Source organism: Streptomyces sp. NPDC059247, from assembly GCF_042754005.1.
Lineage (GTDB): Bacteria > Actinomycetota > Actinomycetes > Streptomycetales > Streptomycetaceae > Streptomyces.
Genome location: NZ_JBHYZW010000003.1, coordinates 113,524 through 128,600 on the forward strand (window position 1 = coordinate 113,524; position 15,077 = coordinate 128,600).

Annotated in this window: 18 protein-coding genes; 5 read left to right on the forward strand and 13 right to left on the reverse strand. The window is 70.7% G+C overall.

Annotation, left to right across the window (positions count from 1 at the left end; genetic code table 11):
• Positions 1-158 precede the first annotated feature (158 nt).
• Positions 159-2,018: an endonuclease/exonuclease/phosphatase family protein gene (locus ACFXGN_RS07590; protein ID WP_384854805.1), complete on the forward strand. Its 1,860-nt coding sequence runs from the start codon at positions 159-161 to the stop codon at positions 2,016-2,018.
• A 157-nt stretch (positions 2,019-2,175) separates the two neighbouring features.
• Positions 2,176-3,126 carry a 4-hydroxy-tetrahydrodipicolinate synthase gene (dapA, locus tag ACFXGN_RS07595; protein ID WP_384854808.1) on the forward strand — a complete coding sequence of 317 codons (951 nt, stop codon included), beginning with the start codon at positions 2,176-2,178 and terminating at the stop codon, positions 3,124-3,126.
• Here the strand turns inward: dapA and ACFXGN_RS07600 are convergent.
• The 4 genes from ACFXGN_RS07600 to ACFXGN_RS07615 all read right to left on the reverse strand — a co-directional run bounded on the left by ACFXGN_RS07600 (position 3,048) and on the right by ACFXGN_RS07615 (position 5,402).
• Complete coding sequence (locus tag ACFXGN_RS07600) at positions 3,048-3,257, reverse strand: hypothetical protein (protein WP_384854811.1); 210 nt, start codon at positions 3,255-3,257, stop codon at positions 3,048-3,050. The two genes, dapA and ACFXGN_RS07600, sit on opposite strands and share 79 nt — an antisense overlap.
• A 182-nt stretch (positions 3,258-3,439) precedes the next feature.
• A complete protein-coding gene (gene dapD / locus ACFXGN_RS07605; RefSeq protein ID WP_384854814.1) occupies positions 3,440-4,423 on the reverse strand; it encodes a 2,3,4,5-tetrahydropyridine-2,6-dicarboxylate N-succinyltransferase in 984 nt (327 codons plus the stop codon).
• Positions 4,424-4,467: 44 nt separating this feature from the next.
• On the reverse strand, positions 4,468-5,082 hold the full coding sequence (locus ACFXGN_RS07610) for a TetR/AcrR family transcriptional regulator (protein WP_384854816.1): 615 nt from the start codon (positions 5,080-5,082) through the stop codon (positions 4,468-4,470).
• Positions 5,082-5,402, reverse strand: coding sequence for a DMT family transporter (locus ACFXGN_RS07615; RefSeq protein ID WP_384854818.1), 321 nt, complete (start codon positions 5,400-5,402; stop codon positions 5,082-5,084). Before ACFXGN_RS07615 ends, ACFXGN_RS07610 begins: the two co-directional genes overlap by 1 nt.
• Here ACFXGN_RS07615 and ACFXGN_RS07620 point away from each other — a divergent pair.
• Positions 5,401-5,625 (forward strand): hypothetical protein, encoded by a 225-nt coding sequence (locus ACFXGN_RS07620; protein ID WP_384854820.1) that lies wholly within the window; start codon positions 5,401-5,403, stop codon positions 5,623-5,625. The two genes, ACFXGN_RS07615 and ACFXGN_RS07620, sit on opposite strands and share 2 nt — an antisense overlap.
• 117 nt (positions 5,626-5,742) lie before the next feature.
• Here the strand turns inward: ACFXGN_RS07620 and ACFXGN_RS07625 are convergent, their stop codons facing one another.
• From ACFXGN_RS07625 to ACFXGN_RS07665, 9 genes are all read right to left on the reverse strand, one after another.
• Positions 5,743-6,081: a metal-sulfur cluster assembly factor gene (locus ACFXGN_RS07625; protein WP_366443031.1), complete on the reverse strand. Its 339-nt coding sequence runs from the start codon at positions 6,079-6,081 to the stop codon at positions 5,743-5,745.
• Positions 6,078-6,548, reverse strand: a complete 471-nt coding sequence (sufU, locus tag ACFXGN_RS07630) for a Fe-S cluster assembly sulfur transfer protein SufU (protein WP_384854824.1) — start codon at positions 6,546-6,548, stop codon at positions 6,078-6,080. Before sufU ends, ACFXGN_RS07625 begins: the two co-directional genes overlap by 4 nt.
• A gap of 11 nt (positions 6,549-6,559) precedes the next feature.
• Positions 6,560-7,828, reverse strand: a complete 1,269-nt coding sequence (locus tag ACFXGN_RS07635) for a cysteine desulfurase (protein WP_384854826.1) — start codon at positions 7,826-7,828, stop codon at positions 6,560-6,562.
• Positions 7,825-8,589: a Fe-S cluster assembly ATPase SufC gene (gene sufC / locus ACFXGN_RS07640; RefSeq protein ID WP_351794759.1), complete on the reverse strand. Its 765-nt coding sequence runs from the start codon at positions 8,587-8,589 to the stop codon at positions 7,825-7,827. The genes ACFXGN_RS07635 and sufC overlap by 4 nt, the downstream gene beginning before the upstream one ends.
• A 7-nt stretch (positions 8,590-8,596) precedes the next feature.
• Positions 8,597-8,914, reverse strand: coding sequence for a bifunctional 3-phenylpropionate/cinnamic acid dioxygenase ferredoxin subunit (locus ACFXGN_RS07645; RefSeq protein ID WP_366443028.1), 318 nt, complete (start codon positions 8,912-8,914; stop codon positions 8,597-8,599).
• Positions 8,914-10,101, reverse strand: coding sequence for a Fe-S cluster assembly protein SufD (gene sufD, locus ACFXGN_RS07650; RefSeq protein WP_384854830.1), 1,188 nt, complete (start codon positions 10,099-10,101; stop codon positions 8,914-8,916). Before sufD ends, ACFXGN_RS07645 begins: the two co-directional genes overlap by 1 nt.
• Positions 10,102-10,163: 62 nt before the next feature.
• Positions 10,164-11,579, reverse strand: a complete 1,416-nt coding sequence (gene sufB / locus ACFXGN_RS07655) for a Fe-S cluster assembly protein SufB (protein ID WP_351794767.1) — start codon at positions 11,577-11,579, stop codon at positions 10,164-10,166.
• Positions 11,576-12,301: a helix-turn-helix transcriptional regulator gene (locus tag ACFXGN_RS07660; RefSeq protein WP_384854833.1), complete on the reverse strand. Its 726-nt coding sequence runs from the start codon at positions 12,299-12,301 to the stop codon at positions 11,576-11,578. Before ACFXGN_RS07660 ends, sufB begins: the two co-directional genes overlap by 4 nt.
• A gap of 119 nt (positions 12,302-12,420) precedes the next feature.
• On the reverse strand, positions 12,421-13,212 hold the full coding sequence (locus tag ACFXGN_RS07665; RefSeq protein WP_384854835.1) for a formate/nitrite transporter family protein: 792 nt from the start codon (positions 13,210-13,212) through the stop codon (positions 12,421-12,423).
• A 109-nt stretch (positions 13,213-13,321) separates the two neighbouring features.
• Between ACFXGN_RS07665 and ACFXGN_RS07670 the strand changes: the two genes are divergently transcribed.
• Together ACFXGN_RS07670 and ACFXGN_RS07675 are read left to right on the forward strand one after the other, a co-directional pair.
• Positions 13,322-14,266: an ABC transporter ATP-binding protein gene (locus tag ACFXGN_RS07670; protein ID WP_384854838.1), complete on the forward strand. Its 945-nt coding sequence runs from the start codon at positions 13,322-13,324 to the stop codon at positions 14,264-14,266.
• Positions 14,263-15,030 (forward strand): ABC transporter permease, encoded by a 768-nt coding sequence (locus ACFXGN_RS07675; protein ID WP_384854840.1) that lies wholly within the window; start codon positions 14,263-14,265, stop codon positions 15,028-15,030. Before ACFXGN_RS07670 ends, ACFXGN_RS07675 begins: the two co-directional genes overlap by 4 nt.
• Positions 15,031-15,077: the final 47 nt, after the last annotated feature.

A 15,077-nucleotide genomic window follows, 5' to 3' on the forward strand; every position in this document is an offset into this window, starting at 1 on the left:
CCTCTCTCAGCGTAGACGCATCCGGGAGGGCGTCCGCCGGTTCATGTGCCCGTCAGCCTTCGTACACCCGTCGACCCTTGACAAGTCGGTGCCTCTGCAAAGAGATTGACGCGCGTAGATGATTCTGCCGTTCCTCCAAGCACCCCCGGAGCCCCCTGATGCCTTCCTCCATACCGAGAGCTGCCGGCCGTACCGTCGCGCGGTCCGCCGCGGTCTCCGCCGTCGTCGCCTCCGCCCTCGCCGCCGGTCTGCTCGGCGGTTCGTCGAGCGCCGCGGCGGACACCGCCGCCGGTGTCCGCGTCCACGACATCCAGGGCACGACCCGCACCTCCCCGCTCGTCGGCCAGCAGGTCACCGGGGTGACGGGCATCGTCACCGGTGTCCGGACCTACGGTTCGCGCGGCTTCTGGATCCAGGACCCGCAGGCGGACGACGACCCGGCGACCAGCGAGGGCGTCTTCGTCTTCACCAGCTCCGTCCCGACGGTCGCGGTCGGCGACGCGGTCAGTGTGAACGGCACGGTCACCGAGTACGTCCCCGGCGGTCTGGCCTCGGGCAACCAGTCGCTCACCCAGCTGTCGCGGCCGGTCGTCACGGTGCTGTCGAAGGACAACCCGGTGCCCGCCCCGGTGACGATCTCCGCCTGGTCGGTGCCGGACCGGTACGCCCCCGAGGGCGACCCGGCGGCGGGCGGCTCGGTCAACGGCCTGACCCTGAACCCGAAGAAGTACGCCCTGGACTACTACGAGTCCCTGGAGGGCACCAACGTCCGGATCGGCTCCTCGCGCGTGGTCGGCGCCACCGACCCGTACGCGGAGCTGTGGGTGACGGTGAAGCCGTGGGAGAACCGCAACGTGCGCGGCGGCACGGTCTACGGCTCGTACGACTCCCAGAACACCGGGCGGCTCCAGATCCAGTCGCTGACCCCGCTCGCCCAGCAGCCGTTCCCGGTGGCGAACGTCGGTGACCGGCTGACCGGCACCACCGAGGGCCCGCTGGACTTCAACCAGTTCGGCGGCTACACCCTGACGGCCCGCACCCTCGGCACGGTCGTCGACCGGGGTCTGGAGCGCGAGACCACGGCGAAGCAGCACCGCAACGAGCTGGCCGTCGCCACGTACAACGTGGAGAACCTGGACCCGGGCGACCCGCAGACGAAGTTCGACGCGCTCGCGAAGGCGGTCGTGGAGAACCTGTCCGCGCCCGACATCATCGCCCTGGAGGAGATCCAGGACGACAACGGCGCCAAGAACGACGGCACGGTCTCCGCCGAGCAGACGGTCAAGAAGTTCACGGACGCGATCGTCGCGGCGGGCGGTCCGGCGTACGCGTGGCGCTCGATCGCCCCGGAGAACAACAAGGACGGCGGCGAGCCCGGCGGCAACATCCGTCAGGTCTTCCTCTTCAACCCCGAGCGGGTCTCCTTCACGGACCGCGCGGGCGGCGACGCGACCACCCCCACCGGGGTGACCGGCACCAAGGGCCGGGCCGCGCTGACCCTCTCCCCCGGCCGTGTCGACCCGGCGAACACCGCCTGGGAGTCCAGCCGCAAGCCGCTCGCGGGCGAGTTCGTCTTCCGTGGCCGGACGGTCTTCGTGATCGCCAACCACTTCGGCTCGAAGGGCGGCGACGAGTCCATCGTCTCGCACCACCAGCCGCCGAACCGCTCCTCCGAGGCGAAGCGCCTCCTCCAGGCGCAGGCCGTCAACACCTTCGTGAAGCAGATCGTCGCGGTCGAGAAGCAGGCGGACGTCCTCGTCCTCGGCGACATCAACGACTTCGAGTTCTCCGGCACGACGAAGGCGCTGACCGACGGCGGCGTGCTGTACCCGGCCGTGAAGTCGCTGCCGCGCGGTGAGCGCTACTCGTACGTGTACCAGGGCAACAGCCAGGTCCTCGACCAGATCCTGACCAGTCCGGGCGTGCGTCACTTCACGTACGACAGCGTCCACATCAACGCGGAGTTCGCCGACCAGAACAGCGACCACGACCCGCAGGTCCTGCGCTTCCGCCCGTAAGGCCGGGCCGTAAGACCCGCGAGTCCCGCAAAGGCCCGTACGGCCCATCAGCACCGCCGATCATCACCGATCACCGCTGATTCTTCAGTGGTGCTTACGCCCCGGACAAAGAAGATCTAAGTAGACCTTCAGCGTCCGGGGCGCCCAGACTTTCCGGATGGACACCGCACGCCCCTTCGGCCGCGCCCTGTGCGCGATGATCACCCCGTTCACGCCCGACGGCGGGCTCGACCTCGACCGGGCGGGTGAGCTGGCCGTCCGGCTCGTCGCCGAGGGCTGTGACGGCCTGGTCCTCAACGGCACCACCGGCGAGTCCCCCACCACCACCGACGCCGAGAAGACCGCCCTGGTCCGCGCCGTCCGGGCGGCCGTCGGCCCCGGCCCGCACGTCGTCGCGGGCGTCGGCACCGCCGACACCCGGCACACCGTCGCGCTCGCCCGCGCGGCGGAGGAGGCGGGCGCCGACGGACTCCTCGTCGTCACCCCGTACTACAGCCGACCGCCCCGGCAGGCCGTCGAGGCGCACTTCCTGAAGGTCGCCGACGCCACCGGACTACCGGTGATGGTCTACGACATCCCGGGCCGCACCGGCACCCGGGTCGCGCCGGAGAGCCTGCGGCGGCTCGCCGCCCACCCCAGGATCGTGGCGGTCAAGGACTGCGCGTACGACCTGCTCGGCTCGGCCCGGCTGATCGCGGAGACCCCGCTCGCCTACTACTCGGGCTGCGAGGAGCTGAACCTGCCCCTGTACGCGGTCGGCGGCGCCGGATACGTCAGTACGGTGGCCAATGTGGCGCCCCGCCTGCTGCGGGCGGTCCTGGACGCCTTCGACGCGGGCGACACCGCGACGGCCGCCCGGCTCCACGCCCGGCTCCTGCCGCTGGCCGAGGCGATGATGGCCGCCGGGCTGCCCGGCACCGTGACGGTGAAGGCGCTGCTCGGCGGGGCGCCCCGGGAACCGCTGCTGCCCGCCGACCGGGAGACGGCCGACGGGCTGCGCGCCGCGCTCGAAGCGCTGCTCCGCGAGGATCAGGCGGAGTCGGTGGTGTCGGTCCTGCCGAGGATCGCGGCGTGTTCGAGGACGTCCTCCATCGGGTCGTCGATCTGACCGGTGGAGATCAGGGCGATGTTCGGCCCGTTGTGCGAGTTGTGGTGCGTCTCGTCCGCCGCGGCGGTCCCGGCGGGCCAGAGCACCGCCGCCATCGTGAGCACTCCGGCGACCGTGGGCTTCCTCGTCATGTCGACTCCTCGCTCGTCCACTTGCTGGGAACACTGTGCTCCGCCCTGTTAACGGCGGGTCCTCCCTTCGGTACCGTGCGCCACAGGAGTTTCACGACGTCCCCTCCGTTACTCCAAACGGATGACCGCCCCGCCGGGCCTCCGAGAGGAGTCCGACAGGGCGGTCAGGGAATCGCCGTGGATCAGTTGTGGCTGTGCAGGACCTCGTTGAGACCGCCCCAGACCGCGTTGTTCGGGCGGGCCTCGACGGCGCCGCTGACCGAGTTGCGGCGGAAGAGGATGTTCGAGGCGCCGGAGAGCTCGCGCGCCTTCACGATCTGGCCGTCCGGCAGCGTCACCCGGGTGCCCGCGGTGACGTACAGACCGGCCTCGACGACGCACTCGTCACCGAGGGCGATGCCGACGCCCGCCTCGGCGCCGACCAGGCAGCGCTCGCCGATCGAGATGACGACGTTGCCGCCGCCCGAGAGTGTGCCCATGGTGGAGGCCCCGCCACCGATGTCGGAGCCGTCACCGACGACGACCCCGGCGGAGATCCGGCCCTCGACCATGGAGGTGCCGAGGGTGCCCGCGTTGAAGTTGACGAAGCCCTCGTGCATGACGGTGGTGCCCGCGGCCAGGTGGGCGCCGAGGCGGACCCGGTCGGCGTCGGCGACGCGGACTCCGGCGGGCACGACGTAGTCGGTCATCCGGGGGAACTTGTCGATCGAGGTCACCTGGAGGTGCAGGCCCTCGGCGCGCGCGTTGAGCCGGACCTTCTCGATGTCGTCGACGGCGACCGGGCCGAGCGAGGTCCAGGCGACGTTGGCGAGCAGCCCGAAGACGCCGTCGAGGCTCTGGCCGTGCGGCTTGACCAGCCGGTGGCTGAGCAGGTGCAGGCGCAGATAGGCGTCGTGGGCGTCGAGCGGCTTCTCGTCGAGCGAGGCGATGACGGTACGGACGGCGACCACCTCGACGCCCCGGCGGGCGTCCACGCCGAGGGCCTTGACGGCGCCCTCTCCGAGGGCGTTGAGGGCCTCGTCGGGCGAGAGCAGCACGGTGCCGGCCGGGCCGGATCCGTCCGTCAGCCCGGGGGCGGGGAACCAGGTGTCGAGAACGGTGCCGTCTCCGGCGATGGTGGCGAGGCCTGCGGCGACGGCGCCGGTGGTGCGAGGAGCAGTGGTCATGACGGAAAACCTAACCGGCGGGGCCCCGCGCGGGCCAACCGGTCTCAGGTGCCGGTCGACCGGACGGGCTCGGGCACCGGTCGGACCGGGCGGCCCGGACGGGCTCGGGCGCCGGTCGGGCGCAGCACCCGGGCGAGCATCTCCCGCGCGTACTCCTCGTCGTACGCGCCGCCGGTCAGCAGGACCTGGAGGCAGACGCCGTCCATGAGCGCGACGAGGGCGCGGGCGGTGGCGGGGTCGGTGCGGGGGGCGAGGACGGCCGCGACGGTCTCGGCCCATTCGGCGGCGACGGGCCGGAGCGCGGGGCGGCGCAGGGCGGCGAGGTACAGCTCGTACTCCAGCTCCACGCGCACGCGGGAGCCGTCCAGCCACTCCCCCAGGAGGCGGGCGAGGGCCCCGGCGAGGTCGGTGCCGGGCGCGGTGAGGGCGGGGCTGTCGCGGAGCAGCCGCCCGAAGCCCTCGTTGGCCTTGCGGAGGGCGGCGACGAGGAGTTCGTCGAGGGAGGCGAAGTGGTAGGTGGTGGAGCCGAGCGGCACGTCCGCCTCGGCGGCCACGGTGCGGTGGCTGAGGCCCGCGATGCCGGAGCGCCCGGCGACCGCGAGGGCCGCGTCGACGATCCGTTCGCGGCGCTCGGGGTCGTGGCGGCGGGCGCGGGCCATCAGTGCGCGCCGCCCGTGTTGAGGACGACGACCCCGGCGACGATCAGGACGATCCCGGCGACCTTGGCGAGGCTGAGGGTCTCGCCGAGGAAGAGGACGCCGATGGTGGCGACGGCGGCGGTGCCGATGCCGGACCAGATGGCGTAGGCGGTGCCGACCTGGAGGGTCTTGAGCGCCTGGGCGAGCAGCGCGAAGGCGATGACGTATCCGGCGCCGGTGACGAGGGAGGGCCAGAGCTTGGTGAAGCCCTCGCTGTACTTCATGGAGGTGGTGGCGAGTATCTCCGCGACGATGGCGCCCGCGAGCAGTCCGTAACCCATGCGTACGAGCGTACACAACGCCGCCGGGCACCGGGTCCCCCATGACCGTTCCCCCGGGACCCGTACGGCTACGGCCGTCGTGCCGCCGCCCCCACCGCCGAAGCCCGGCGTGACACCCCTGGCACCGCCCGGTTCCAGCACGGTCCCGGTGACCGGCCCGCTCCACGGGGACCAGCGCCTCCGCGAGGAGAACCCGGCCGTCGGCCCGGCCATCGCGGCGTGACCTTCCTGACGGGCCGGTCCGGTCCGGACCGGCCCGTCAGGAAGGTCCCGGCCCCGGTCCGGGACGCGAGAACGGCCGTGCCCGCTGGGGGCACGGCCGTTCTCGGATGATCGTGGCTCAGACGTTGAAGCCGAGCGCGCGCAGCTGCTCGCGCCCGTCGTCCGTGATCTTGTCCGGACCCCACGGCGGCATCCAGACCCAGTTGATCTTCAGCTCGCTGACGATGCCGTCCGTCGCGGAACGGGCCTGGTCCTCGATCACGTCGGTCAGCGGGCAGGCCGCCGACGTCAGCGTCATGTCCAGCGTCGCGACGTTCGAGTCGTCGATGTGGATGCCGTAGATCAGGCCCAGGTTGACGACGTCGATGCCCAGCTCGGGGTCGACGACGTCGTACAGCGCCTCACGGACTTCTTCCTCGGAGGCCGGCTTCATGGTGGCCTCGGCGTTCTCGGTCATGCCGACTTCCTCACAGACTTCTGATCGTCCCCCAGTGCCTGGGCGGTCGCGTCCTTCCACGCCATCCAGCTGAGCAGCGCGCACTTCACCCGGGCCGGGTACTTGGACACCCCGGCGAACGCGACCGCGTCCTCCAGGATCTCCTCCATGGCCTCGTCCGGCTCGATCTGCCCCTTGGACTGCATCAGCTCCAGGAACGCGCCCTGGATCTTCCGCGCCTCGGCCAGCTCCTTGCCGACGAGCAGCTCGTTGAGCACGGAGGCCGAGGCCTGGCTGATGGAGCAGCCCTGGCCCTCGTACGAGACGTCCTCGACGCGCGAGCCGTCGTACTTCACCCGGAGCGTGATCTCGTCACCGCACGTCGGGTTGACGTGGTGCACCTCGGCGTCGCCGTCCCGCAGACCGCGCCCGTGGGGGTGCTTGTAGTGGTCCAGGATGACGTCCTGGTACATCGAATCCAGCTTCACGAACCCGTCCCTCAGCCGAAGAAGTTCCGGACGTGCTCCAGACCCTCGACCAGGGCGTCGACCTCGGCCGGAGTGGAGTACAGATAGAACGACGCCCGCGTGGTCGCGGGAATTCCGTACCGCAGGCAGACCGGCCGCGCGCAGTGGTGGCCGACCCGGACCGCGATGCCCTGCTCGTCGAGGACCTGGCCCACGTCGTGCGGGTGGATGTCGCCGAGCGTGAAGGAGATCGCCGCGCCCCGGTCCTCGGCCGTGGTGGGGCCGATGATCCGCAGGTCGGGGACCTCCTGGAGGCGCCGGACGGCGTACTCGGTGATCGCGTGCTCATGGCGCGCGATGTTCTCCATGCCGATCGCCGAGAGGTAGTCCACGGCCGCGCCGAGGCCGACGGCCTGGGCGATCGGGGGCGTACCCGCCTCGAACTTGTGCGGGGCCGGGGCGTACGTCGAGGAGTGCATCGAGACGGTCTCGATCATCTCGCCGCCGCCGAGGAACGGCGGCAGGTCCTCGAGGAGCTCCTGCCGTCCCCACAGCACGCCGATGCCGGTCGGGCCGCACATCTTGTGGCCGGTGAAGGCCACGAAGTCGGCCTGGAGCGCCTGGACGTCCAGCACCATGTGCGGGGCCGCCTGGGAGGCGTCGATGCAGACCAGCGCACCGACCTCCTGGGCGCGGCGGATGATCGTCTCCACCGGGTTGACCGTGCCGAGCAGGTTGGAGACCAGCGTGAACGAGACGATCTTGGTCTTCTCGGTGATGACCTCCTCGATGTTCGAGAGGTCGAGACGTCCGTCGTCGGTGAGGCCGAACCACTTCAGCTTCGCGCCCGTGCGCTGCGAGAGCAGCTGCCACGGCACGATGTTGGAGTGGTGCTCCATCTCCGTGATGGCGATCTCGGTCTCGTGGTCCACGCGGTAGGGCTCGTCGGCCCAGCCCAGCATGTTGGCCACGAGGTTGAGCGACTCCGAGGCGTTCTTGGTGAAGATCACCTCGTTGCGGCTCGGCGCGTTGATGAAGGCCGCGACCTTGTCACGGGCGCCCTCGTACAGCGCCGTCGCCTCCTCGGCGACCAGGTAGACGCCCCGGTGGACGTTGGCGTTGTGACGCTCGTAGTACGTGGTGAGCGCGTCGAGGACCTGCCGCGGCTTCTGCGAGGTCGCCGCCGAGTCGAGGTACACGATCTTCTTGCCGTCGTGGACCACGCGGTCCAGGAGCGGGAAGTCCTTGCGGATCGCCTCGGTGTCGAGGAGGCCGGAGAGCCCCTGATGGGCAGAAGTCACGCGGACGCGCCACCCTTCACGTACTTGTCGTAGCCCTCGTTCTCCAGCACGTCGGCCAGCTCGGCGCCGCCGGACTCGGCGATGCGGCCGTTCGCGAAGACGTGCACGAAGTCGGGCTTGATGTAGCGGAGGATGCGCGTGTAGTGCGTGATCAGCAGGGTGCCGACCTCACCGGTCTCGCGGACGCGGTTGACGCCCTCGGAGACGACGCGCAGGGCGTCGACGTCGAGGCCGGAGTCGGTCTCGTCGAGGATCGCGATCTTCGGCTTCAGCAGTTCGAGCTGGAGGATCTCGTGGCGCTTCTTCTCGCCGCCGGAGAAGCCCTCGTTGACGTTGCGCTCGGCGAAGGCCGGGTCCATCTGGAGCTGCTCCATCGCGGACCTGACCTCCTTCACCCAGGTGCGCAGCTTGGGCGCCTCGCCGCGGACGGCGGTGGCGGAGGTGCGCAGGAAGTTGGAGACCGAGACGCCGGGGACCTCGACGGGGTACTGCATGGCGAGGAAGACGCCGGCGCGGGCGCGCTCGTCGACCGACATCTCCAGGACGTCCTCACCGTCGAGGGTGACGGTGCCGCCGGTGATCGTGTACTTCGGGTGCCCGGCGAGGGAGTAGGCCAGGGTCGACTTGCCGGAGCCGTTGGGGCCCATGACGGCGTGGGTCTCGCCCTGCTTGATGGTCAGGTCGACGCCCTTGAGGATCTCGCGGGGGCCGTTCTCCGCGTCGACGGAGACGTGCAGGTCGTGGATTTCGAGCGTTGCCATGGGTGACTCAGGACTCCTGGGTGACGGAGACGAGCACATCGTCCCCTTCGATCTTTACGGGGTATACGGGGACGGGGCGCGTCGCGGGAAGACCGGAGGGCTTGCCGGTGCGCAGGTCGAAGCTGGAGCCGTGCAGCCAGCACTCGATCGCGCAGTCCTCGACCTCGCCCTCCGAGAGGGAGACGTTCGCGTGCGAGCAGATGTCGTTGATCGCGAACACCTCGCCCTCGGTGTGCACGACCGACACCGGCGTGCCGTCGACCTCGACCCGCTTGGGGGTGTCGGCCTCCAGCTCGCTCAGCGCGCAGACTCGGACGAAGGGCATCAGACGGAGGCCTCCAGCTCGGCCTCGATCTTGGCGAGGAGGCGCTCCTGGACGTCCGGCAGACCGATCTGCTGGACCAGTTCCGCGAAGAAGCCGCGGACGACGAGGCGGCGGGCCTCGGTCTCCGGGATGCCCCGGGACATCAGGTAGAAGAGCTGCTCGTCGTCGAAGCGGCCGGTGGCGGAGGCGTGACCCGCGCCGGCGATCTCGCCGGTCTCGATCTCCAGGTTCGGCACGGAGTCGACCCGGGCGCCGTCCGTGAGGACCAGGTTCCGGTTGAGCTCGTAGCTGTCGGTGCCCTCGGCGGCGGCCTGGATGAGCACGTCACCGATCCAGACGGCGTGCGCGCCCTGGCCCTGCAGTGCGCCCTTGTAGGCCACGTTGGACTTGCAGTGCGGGGTGTTGTGGTCGACCAGGAGGCGGTGCTCCTGGTGCTGTCCGGCGTCGGTGAAGTACAGGCCGAACAGCTCGGCCTCGCCGCCGGGGGCCGCGTACGCCACCCGGGGGTGGATGCGGACGAGGTCGCCGCCGAAGGTGACGACGACGGACTTGAAGGAGGCGTCGCGGCCGACCAGCGCGTTGTGCTGGGCGACGTGGACGGCCTTCTCGTCCCAGTCCTGGACGGAGACGACGGTCAGCCTGGCGCCGTCGCCGAGGAGGTAGTCGACGTTGGCGGCGAGCACCGCGTCACCGGTGTGGTCGATGACCACGACGGCTTCGGCGAAGGCGCCGAGCTCGATGACCTGGTGGCCGAAGGCGACGCCGCCCTGGCCGTGCACGGCGATGCGGATCGGTTCGGCGAGGACCGCGTCCTTGGCGACGGTGACGACCGAGGCCTTCTCGAAGGAGGAGTAGGCCTGGGCGGCGACGCGGTCGACGGGCACTCCGGCCTTGCGCAGGCGCTCGTCCTCGCGGCCGACGGTCTCCACGGTGACGCCCTCGGGGGCGTCGATCTCGACCTTGACGCCCTCGCCGGAGGCGACGGCGGTGCCGTCGTGGAGTCCGCGGAGCCGGGCGAGCGGGGTGAAGCGCCACTCCTCCTCGCGGCCGTGCGGGACGGGGAAGTCCGCGACGTCGAAGGACGGGGGGGCGCTCATGCGCGTGGCGACGGTGGACTCGGCGGCCACCGCGATCGAGCCGGCGGTGGTGGAGCCCGCCGCCGGGATGTTCTGCTGAGCCTCAGCCATGGCTGTCGTGTTGCTCTCTTCCTGCGTACGTGTGAGTCGGTCGCTGCGGGGGTGGGCGGCGGTCAGCCGACCGACCCCTCCATCTGCAGCTCGATCAGCCGGTTGAGCTCCAGGGCGTACTCCATCGGGAGTTCCTTGGCGATGGGCTCGACGAAGCCGCGGACGATCATCGCCATGGCCTCGAACTCGGTGAGGCCGCGGCTCATCAGGTAGAAGAGCTGGTCCTCGGAGACCTTGGAGACGGTGGCCTCGTGGCCCATGGAGACGTCGTCCTCGCGCACGTCCACGTAGGGGTACGTGTCCGAGCGGGAGATGGTGTCCACGAGCAGCGCGTCGCAGAGCACGTTGGACTTGGAGCCCGGGGCGCCTTCGCCGATCTCGATGAGACCGCGGTAGGAGGTGCGCCCGCCGCCTCGCGCCACCGACTTGGAGACGATGTTGGAGGAGGTGTTCGGGGCCATGTGGACCATCTTGGCGCCGGCGTCCTGGTGCTGGCCCTCGCCCGCGAAGGCGATGGAGAGGGTCTCGCCCTTGGCGTGCTCGCCCATCAGGTAGACGGCCGGGTACTTCATGGTGACCTTGGAGCCGATGTTGCCGTCGACCCACTCCATGGTGGCGCCCTCGTAGGCGACGGCGCGCTTGGTCACCAGGTTGTAGACGTTGTTCGACCAGTTCTGGATGGTCGTGTAGCGGCAGCGGCCGCCCTTCTTGACGATGATCTCGACGACGGCGCTGTGCAGCGAGTCGGAGGAGTAGATCGGGGCGGTGCAGCCCTCGACGTAGTGGACGTAGGCGTCCTCGTCGACGATGATCAGCGTCCGCTCGAACTGGCCCATGTTCTCCGTGTTGATGCGGAAGTAGGCCTGGAGCGGGATCTCGACGTGCACGCCCTTCGGCACGTAGATGAACGATCCGCCGGACCAGACGGCGGTGTTCAGGGAGGCGAACTTGTTGTCGCCGACGGGGATGACGGTGCCGAAGTACTCGCGGAAGAGTTCCTCGTGCTCCTTCAGCGCGGTGTCGGTGTCGACGAAGATGACGCCCTGCTCCTCCAGGTCCTCGCGGATCTGGTGGTAGACGACCTCGGACTCGTACTGGGCGGCGACACCGGCGACGAGGCGCTGCTTCTCGGCCTCGGGGATGCCGAGCCGGTCGTAGGTGTTCTTGATGTCCTCCGGCAGGTCCTCCCAGGACTCGGCCTGCTTCTCGGTGGACCGCACGAAGTACTTGATGTTGTCGAAGTCGATGCCGGAGAGGTCGGAGCCCCAGGTCGGCATGGGCTTCTTGCCGAAGAGGCGCAGACCCTTGAGCCGCAGCTTCAGCATCCACTCGGGCTCGTTCTTCTTCGAGGAGATGTCGCGGACGACGTCCTCGTTGAGACCGCGCTTGGCGGTGGCACCGGCGGTGTCGGAGTCGGCCCAGCCGTACTCGTACCGACCCAGGCCCTCGAGCTCGGGGTGGCTGATCTCGGTGGTCATGCGGGGTTCCTCCCGGCCGTGCTTACGGATGCTGATTCGGTGGTCTGCGGGGTGCCGTGCGGGATGAACGTGGTGCAGACGCCGTCACCATGCGCGATGGTGGCCAGGCGCTGGACGTGCGTTCCCAGGAGGCGGGAGAAGAATTCCGTCTCCGCCTCGCACAGCTGTGGGTACTGCTCGGCGACGTGGGCGACCGGGCAGTGGTGCTGGCAGAGCTGCTCGCCGACCGGCGCGTTCCGCGCAGTGGCAGCGTACCCGTCCGCCGTCAGGGCCTTGGCCAGGGCCTCGGCCCGTCGCGCGGGCTCGGCCGCCTCGACGGCCTCGCGGTAGGCGCCCGCCTGGGACTCGATCCGGTCGCGGGCGAAGGCGGCCACGGCCGCCTCCCCGCCCGCGTTCCGCTCGATCCAGCGGAGGGCCTCGACGGCCAGGGAGTCGTACGACTGGTCCAGGGCGTCCCGGCCGCAGTCGGTGAGCGCGAAGACCTTCGCGGGGCGTCCCCGGGTGCGGGCCCCGTAGACGCGCTGCTCGCGGGCCTCCACCACGTTCTCCCCGACCAGCGAGTCGAGGTGGCGGCGGACCGCCGCCTGGGTGAGGCCGACCCGTCCGGCGAGGTCCGCGACGGTCGAGGGACCGTGGTCCAGGATCGACCGCACGACCCGGTTGCGCGTCGAACGCTCCCGGGTCGCGAGTTCCTCCACCGGAGCCGCGCCAACGTTTTTCACAACGCCATTGTTGCGTAATTAATCTCGGCCTGACAACCCGCGCCGGACACGGCCACGGTGCCGTGCATCACTCAGGTAAGCCTTACCTGACCTGCGAAAATGATCATTCGTAGGACGAATCAGGAGTCCCGGCCGTCCTCCCCCGGCACCCTTTCCGGCCGCCCCGTGAACCAGTACGCGCAGGCCACAAGGGCTCCGCCGACCATGTTGCCCGGCACGGTGAACAGCAGATTGCGCCCCAGATCGCCGAAGCCGGCCGTCCCGTCGAGGATCGCCAGCGAGAAGAGCGCCATGTTCGCCACACAGTGCTCGAAACCCACCGCCACGAACACCAGCACCGGCAGCCACAGCACGAGGATCTTCGCCGCGTCGCCCCTCGCCCGGGAGAACATCCACACCCCGAGACACACCAGCAGGTTGCAGAGCACCGCCCGCCAGAACAGCTGCTCGCCCGCGAGGGCCTCCTTGCCCGCCACCAGCTCCGCGAGCAGCGCCTTGGCCGACGGCCCCGACAGCACCCCCGAGGCGTGCGCCATCGCCCCGAAGGCGAAGGTCCCCACCAGGTTCCCGGCCAGCGACAGCGACCAGCTCGCCACCAGGTCCCGCACCCCCGTGCGCCCCGCCAGGGCGCCGACCAGCATCACCAGCACATTGCTGGTGAACAGCTGCGCCCCGGCGAACATCACGACCGTCAGCGCGATCGGGAACACCGCCCCCTCCAGGAGCCGCGTCACCGCCGCGTGCTCGACCGCGAACGGCGACACCGCGACCAGCAGCAGCACCTCGCCGATGCCTATGTACGCCCCCGCCAGCACCGCCGACACCGCGTAGCGGCCGGGACGCCGCAGGTCCCGCGCCTTGTGCGCCGCCTGACCGGCCGTCTCCCGCAAGTTCTCCGCCACAGTGTTCACACGACGACGCTATGCCCGCCGGGCGCGGCGGAGCGCAAGGAAAAGTCCCGATTCCAGTGACCCGGGCCCCCCGCCGGGAGGACCTTCGGCCCCTCTCTAGACTTCCCCCATGCGCGGGACCCAGACCCAGAACAACGAGTCCGCCGTCCAGGTACGCGGCCTGGTCAAGCGGTACGGAAGCAAGACCGCGGTCGACGGCCTCGACCTGGACGTGCGGACCGCCACCGTCACCGCCGTCCTCGGCCCCAACGGGGCGGGCAAGACCACCACCGTCGAGACCTGCGAGGGCTACCGCAGGCCCGACGGCGGCACCGTCCGCGTCCTCGGCCTCGACCCGATCGCCGACGCGGCGGCCCTGCGCCCCCGGATCGGCGTGATGCTCCAGTCCGGCGGCGTCTACTCCGGCGCCCGCGCCGACGAGATGCTCCGCCACACCGCGAAGCTCCACGCGCATCCGCTGGACGTCGACGCCCTCGTCGAACGCCTCGGCCTCGGCTCCTGCGGTCGCACCACCTACCGGCGCCTCTCCGGCGGCCAGCAGCAGCGCCTCGCGCTCGCCATGGCGATCGTCGGCCGCCCCGAACTGGTCTTCCTCGACGAACCGACCGCCGGACTCGACCCGCAGGCCCGCCGCGCCACCTGGGACCTCGTCCGCGAGCTGCGCGCCGACGGCGTCACCGTGGTCCTCACCACCCACCTCATGCAGGAGGCCGAGGAACTCGCCGACGAGGTCGCCATCGTCGACGCGGGCCGGGTCGTCGCCCAGGGCAGCCCCGAGACCCTGTGCCGGGGCGGCGCCGAGAACACCCTGCGCTTCACCGGACGCCCCGCGCTCGACCTGGGCTCCCTGCTCAAGGCGCTCCCCGACGGCTCGGCCGCCGCCGAACCGCTGCCGGGCACGTACCGGATCACCGGTGCCATCGACCCGCAGCTCCTCGCCACGGTCACCAGCTGGTGCGCCCAGCACGGCGTCATGCCCGACGGCATCGCCGTCGAACGCCACACCCTCGAAGACGTCTTTCTGGAACTGACGGGCAAGGAACTGCGGTCGTGAGCACTGGTACGTACGCGCCGAGGCCCGGCGCCGCCCCCCTCGGCCGGATGATCGCGGCGCAGACGGCGCTGGAGACCCGGATGCTGCTGCGCAACGGCGAGCAGCTGCTGCTGACCGTGATCATCCCCTCGCTGCTGCTGGTGCTCTTCTCGACGGTCGACATCGTCGACACCGGCACCGGCGAGGCGGTCGACTTCCTCGCCCCGGGCGTCCTCGCGCTCGCCGTCCTGTCGACCGCGTTCACCGGCCAGGCCATCGCCACCGGCTTCGAGCGGCGGTACGGGGTGCTCAAGCTCCTCGGCGCCTCACCGCTGCCCCGCTGGGCGCTGATGACCGCCAAGACGCTCTCCGTGCTGGTCACCGAGATCCTCCAGATCGTCCTCCTGACGGCCATCGCGCTGGGCCTGGGCTGGTCCCCGCAGGGCAACCCCCTCGCCGTCCTGCTGCTCCTGGTCCTGGGCACCGCCGCCTTCTCCGGCCTCGGGCTGCTGATGGCGGGCACCCTCCGGGCGGAGGCCACCCTGGCCGCCGCCAACCTGGTCTTCCTGCTGCTCCTGGTGGGCGGCGGGGTGATCGTCCCGCTGGACAAGTTCCCGGACGCGGCCCGCTCGGTCCTGGAGCTGCTGCCGATCTCCGCCCTCTCCGACGGGCTGCGGGCGGTCCTCCGGGACGGCGCCGCGCTGCCCTGGGGCGACGCGGGGACCCTCGCGGTGTGGGCCGTCCTCGGGCTCGGAGCGGCGGCGAAGTTCTTCCGCTGGGAGTAGCGGACACACCCCAGAGGGTGACGTTTCCCGACAAGGCACCCCTCGTG

What these genes read in the sequence shown, in the direction of transcription:
- sufB (WP_351794767.1), bottom strand. Translation starts at nt 11,579, where the DNA reads ATGACCACCGAGATCAGCCACCCCGAGCTCGAGGGCCTGGGTCGGTAC.
- ACFXGN_RS07670 (WP_384854838.1), top strand. Translation starts at nt 13,322, where the DNA reads ATGCGCGGGACCCAGACCCAGAACAACGAGTCCGCCGTCCAGGTACGC.
- ACFXGN_RS07610 (WP_384854816.1), bottom strand. Translation starts at nt 5,082, where the DNA reads ATGGCCCGCGCCCGCCGCCACGACCCCGAGCGCCGCGAACGGATCGTC.
- ACFXGN_RS07590 (WP_384854805.1), top strand. Translation starts at nt 159, where the DNA reads ATGCCTTCCTCCATACCGAGAGCTGCCGGCCGTACCGTCGCGCGGTCC.
- ACFXGN_RS07600 (WP_384854811.1), bottom strand. Translation starts at nt 3,257, where the DNA reads ATGACGAGGAAGCCCACGGTCGCCGGAGTGCTCACGATGGCGGCGGTG.
- ACFXGN_RS07615 (WP_384854818.1), bottom strand. Translation starts at nt 5,402, where the DNA reads ATGGGTTACGGACTGCTCGCGGGCGCCATCGTCGCGGAGATACTCGCC.
- ACFXGN_RS07645 (WP_366443028.1), bottom strand. Translation starts at nt 8,914, where the DNA reads ATGCCCTTCGTCCGAGTCTGCGCGCTGAGCGAGCTGGAGGCCGACACC.
- dapA (WP_384854808.1), top strand. Translation starts at nt 2,176, where the DNA reads ATGGACACCGCACGCCCCTTCGGCCGCGCCCTGTGCGCGATGATCACC.
- dapD (WP_384854814.1), bottom strand. Translation starts at nt 4,423, where the DNA reads ATGACCACTGCTCCTCGCACCACCGGCGCCGTCGCCGCAGGCCTCGCC.
- ACFXGN_RS07620 (WP_384854820.1), top strand. Translation starts at nt 5,401, where the DNA reads ATGCGTACGAGCGTACACAACGCCGCCGGGCACCGGGTCCCCCATGAC.
- sufD (WP_384854830.1), bottom strand. Translation starts at nt 10,101, where the DNA reads ATGGCTGAGGCTCAGCAGAACATCCCGGCGGCGGGCTCCACCACCGCC.
- ACFXGN_RS07625 (WP_366443031.1), bottom strand. Translation starts at nt 6,081, where the DNA reads ATGACCGAGAACGCCGAGGCCACCATGAAGCCGGCCTCCGAGGAAGAA.
- sufC (WP_351794759.1), bottom strand. Translation starts at nt 8,589, where the DNA reads ATGGCAACGCTCGAAATCCACGACCTGCACGTCTCCGTCGACGCGGAG.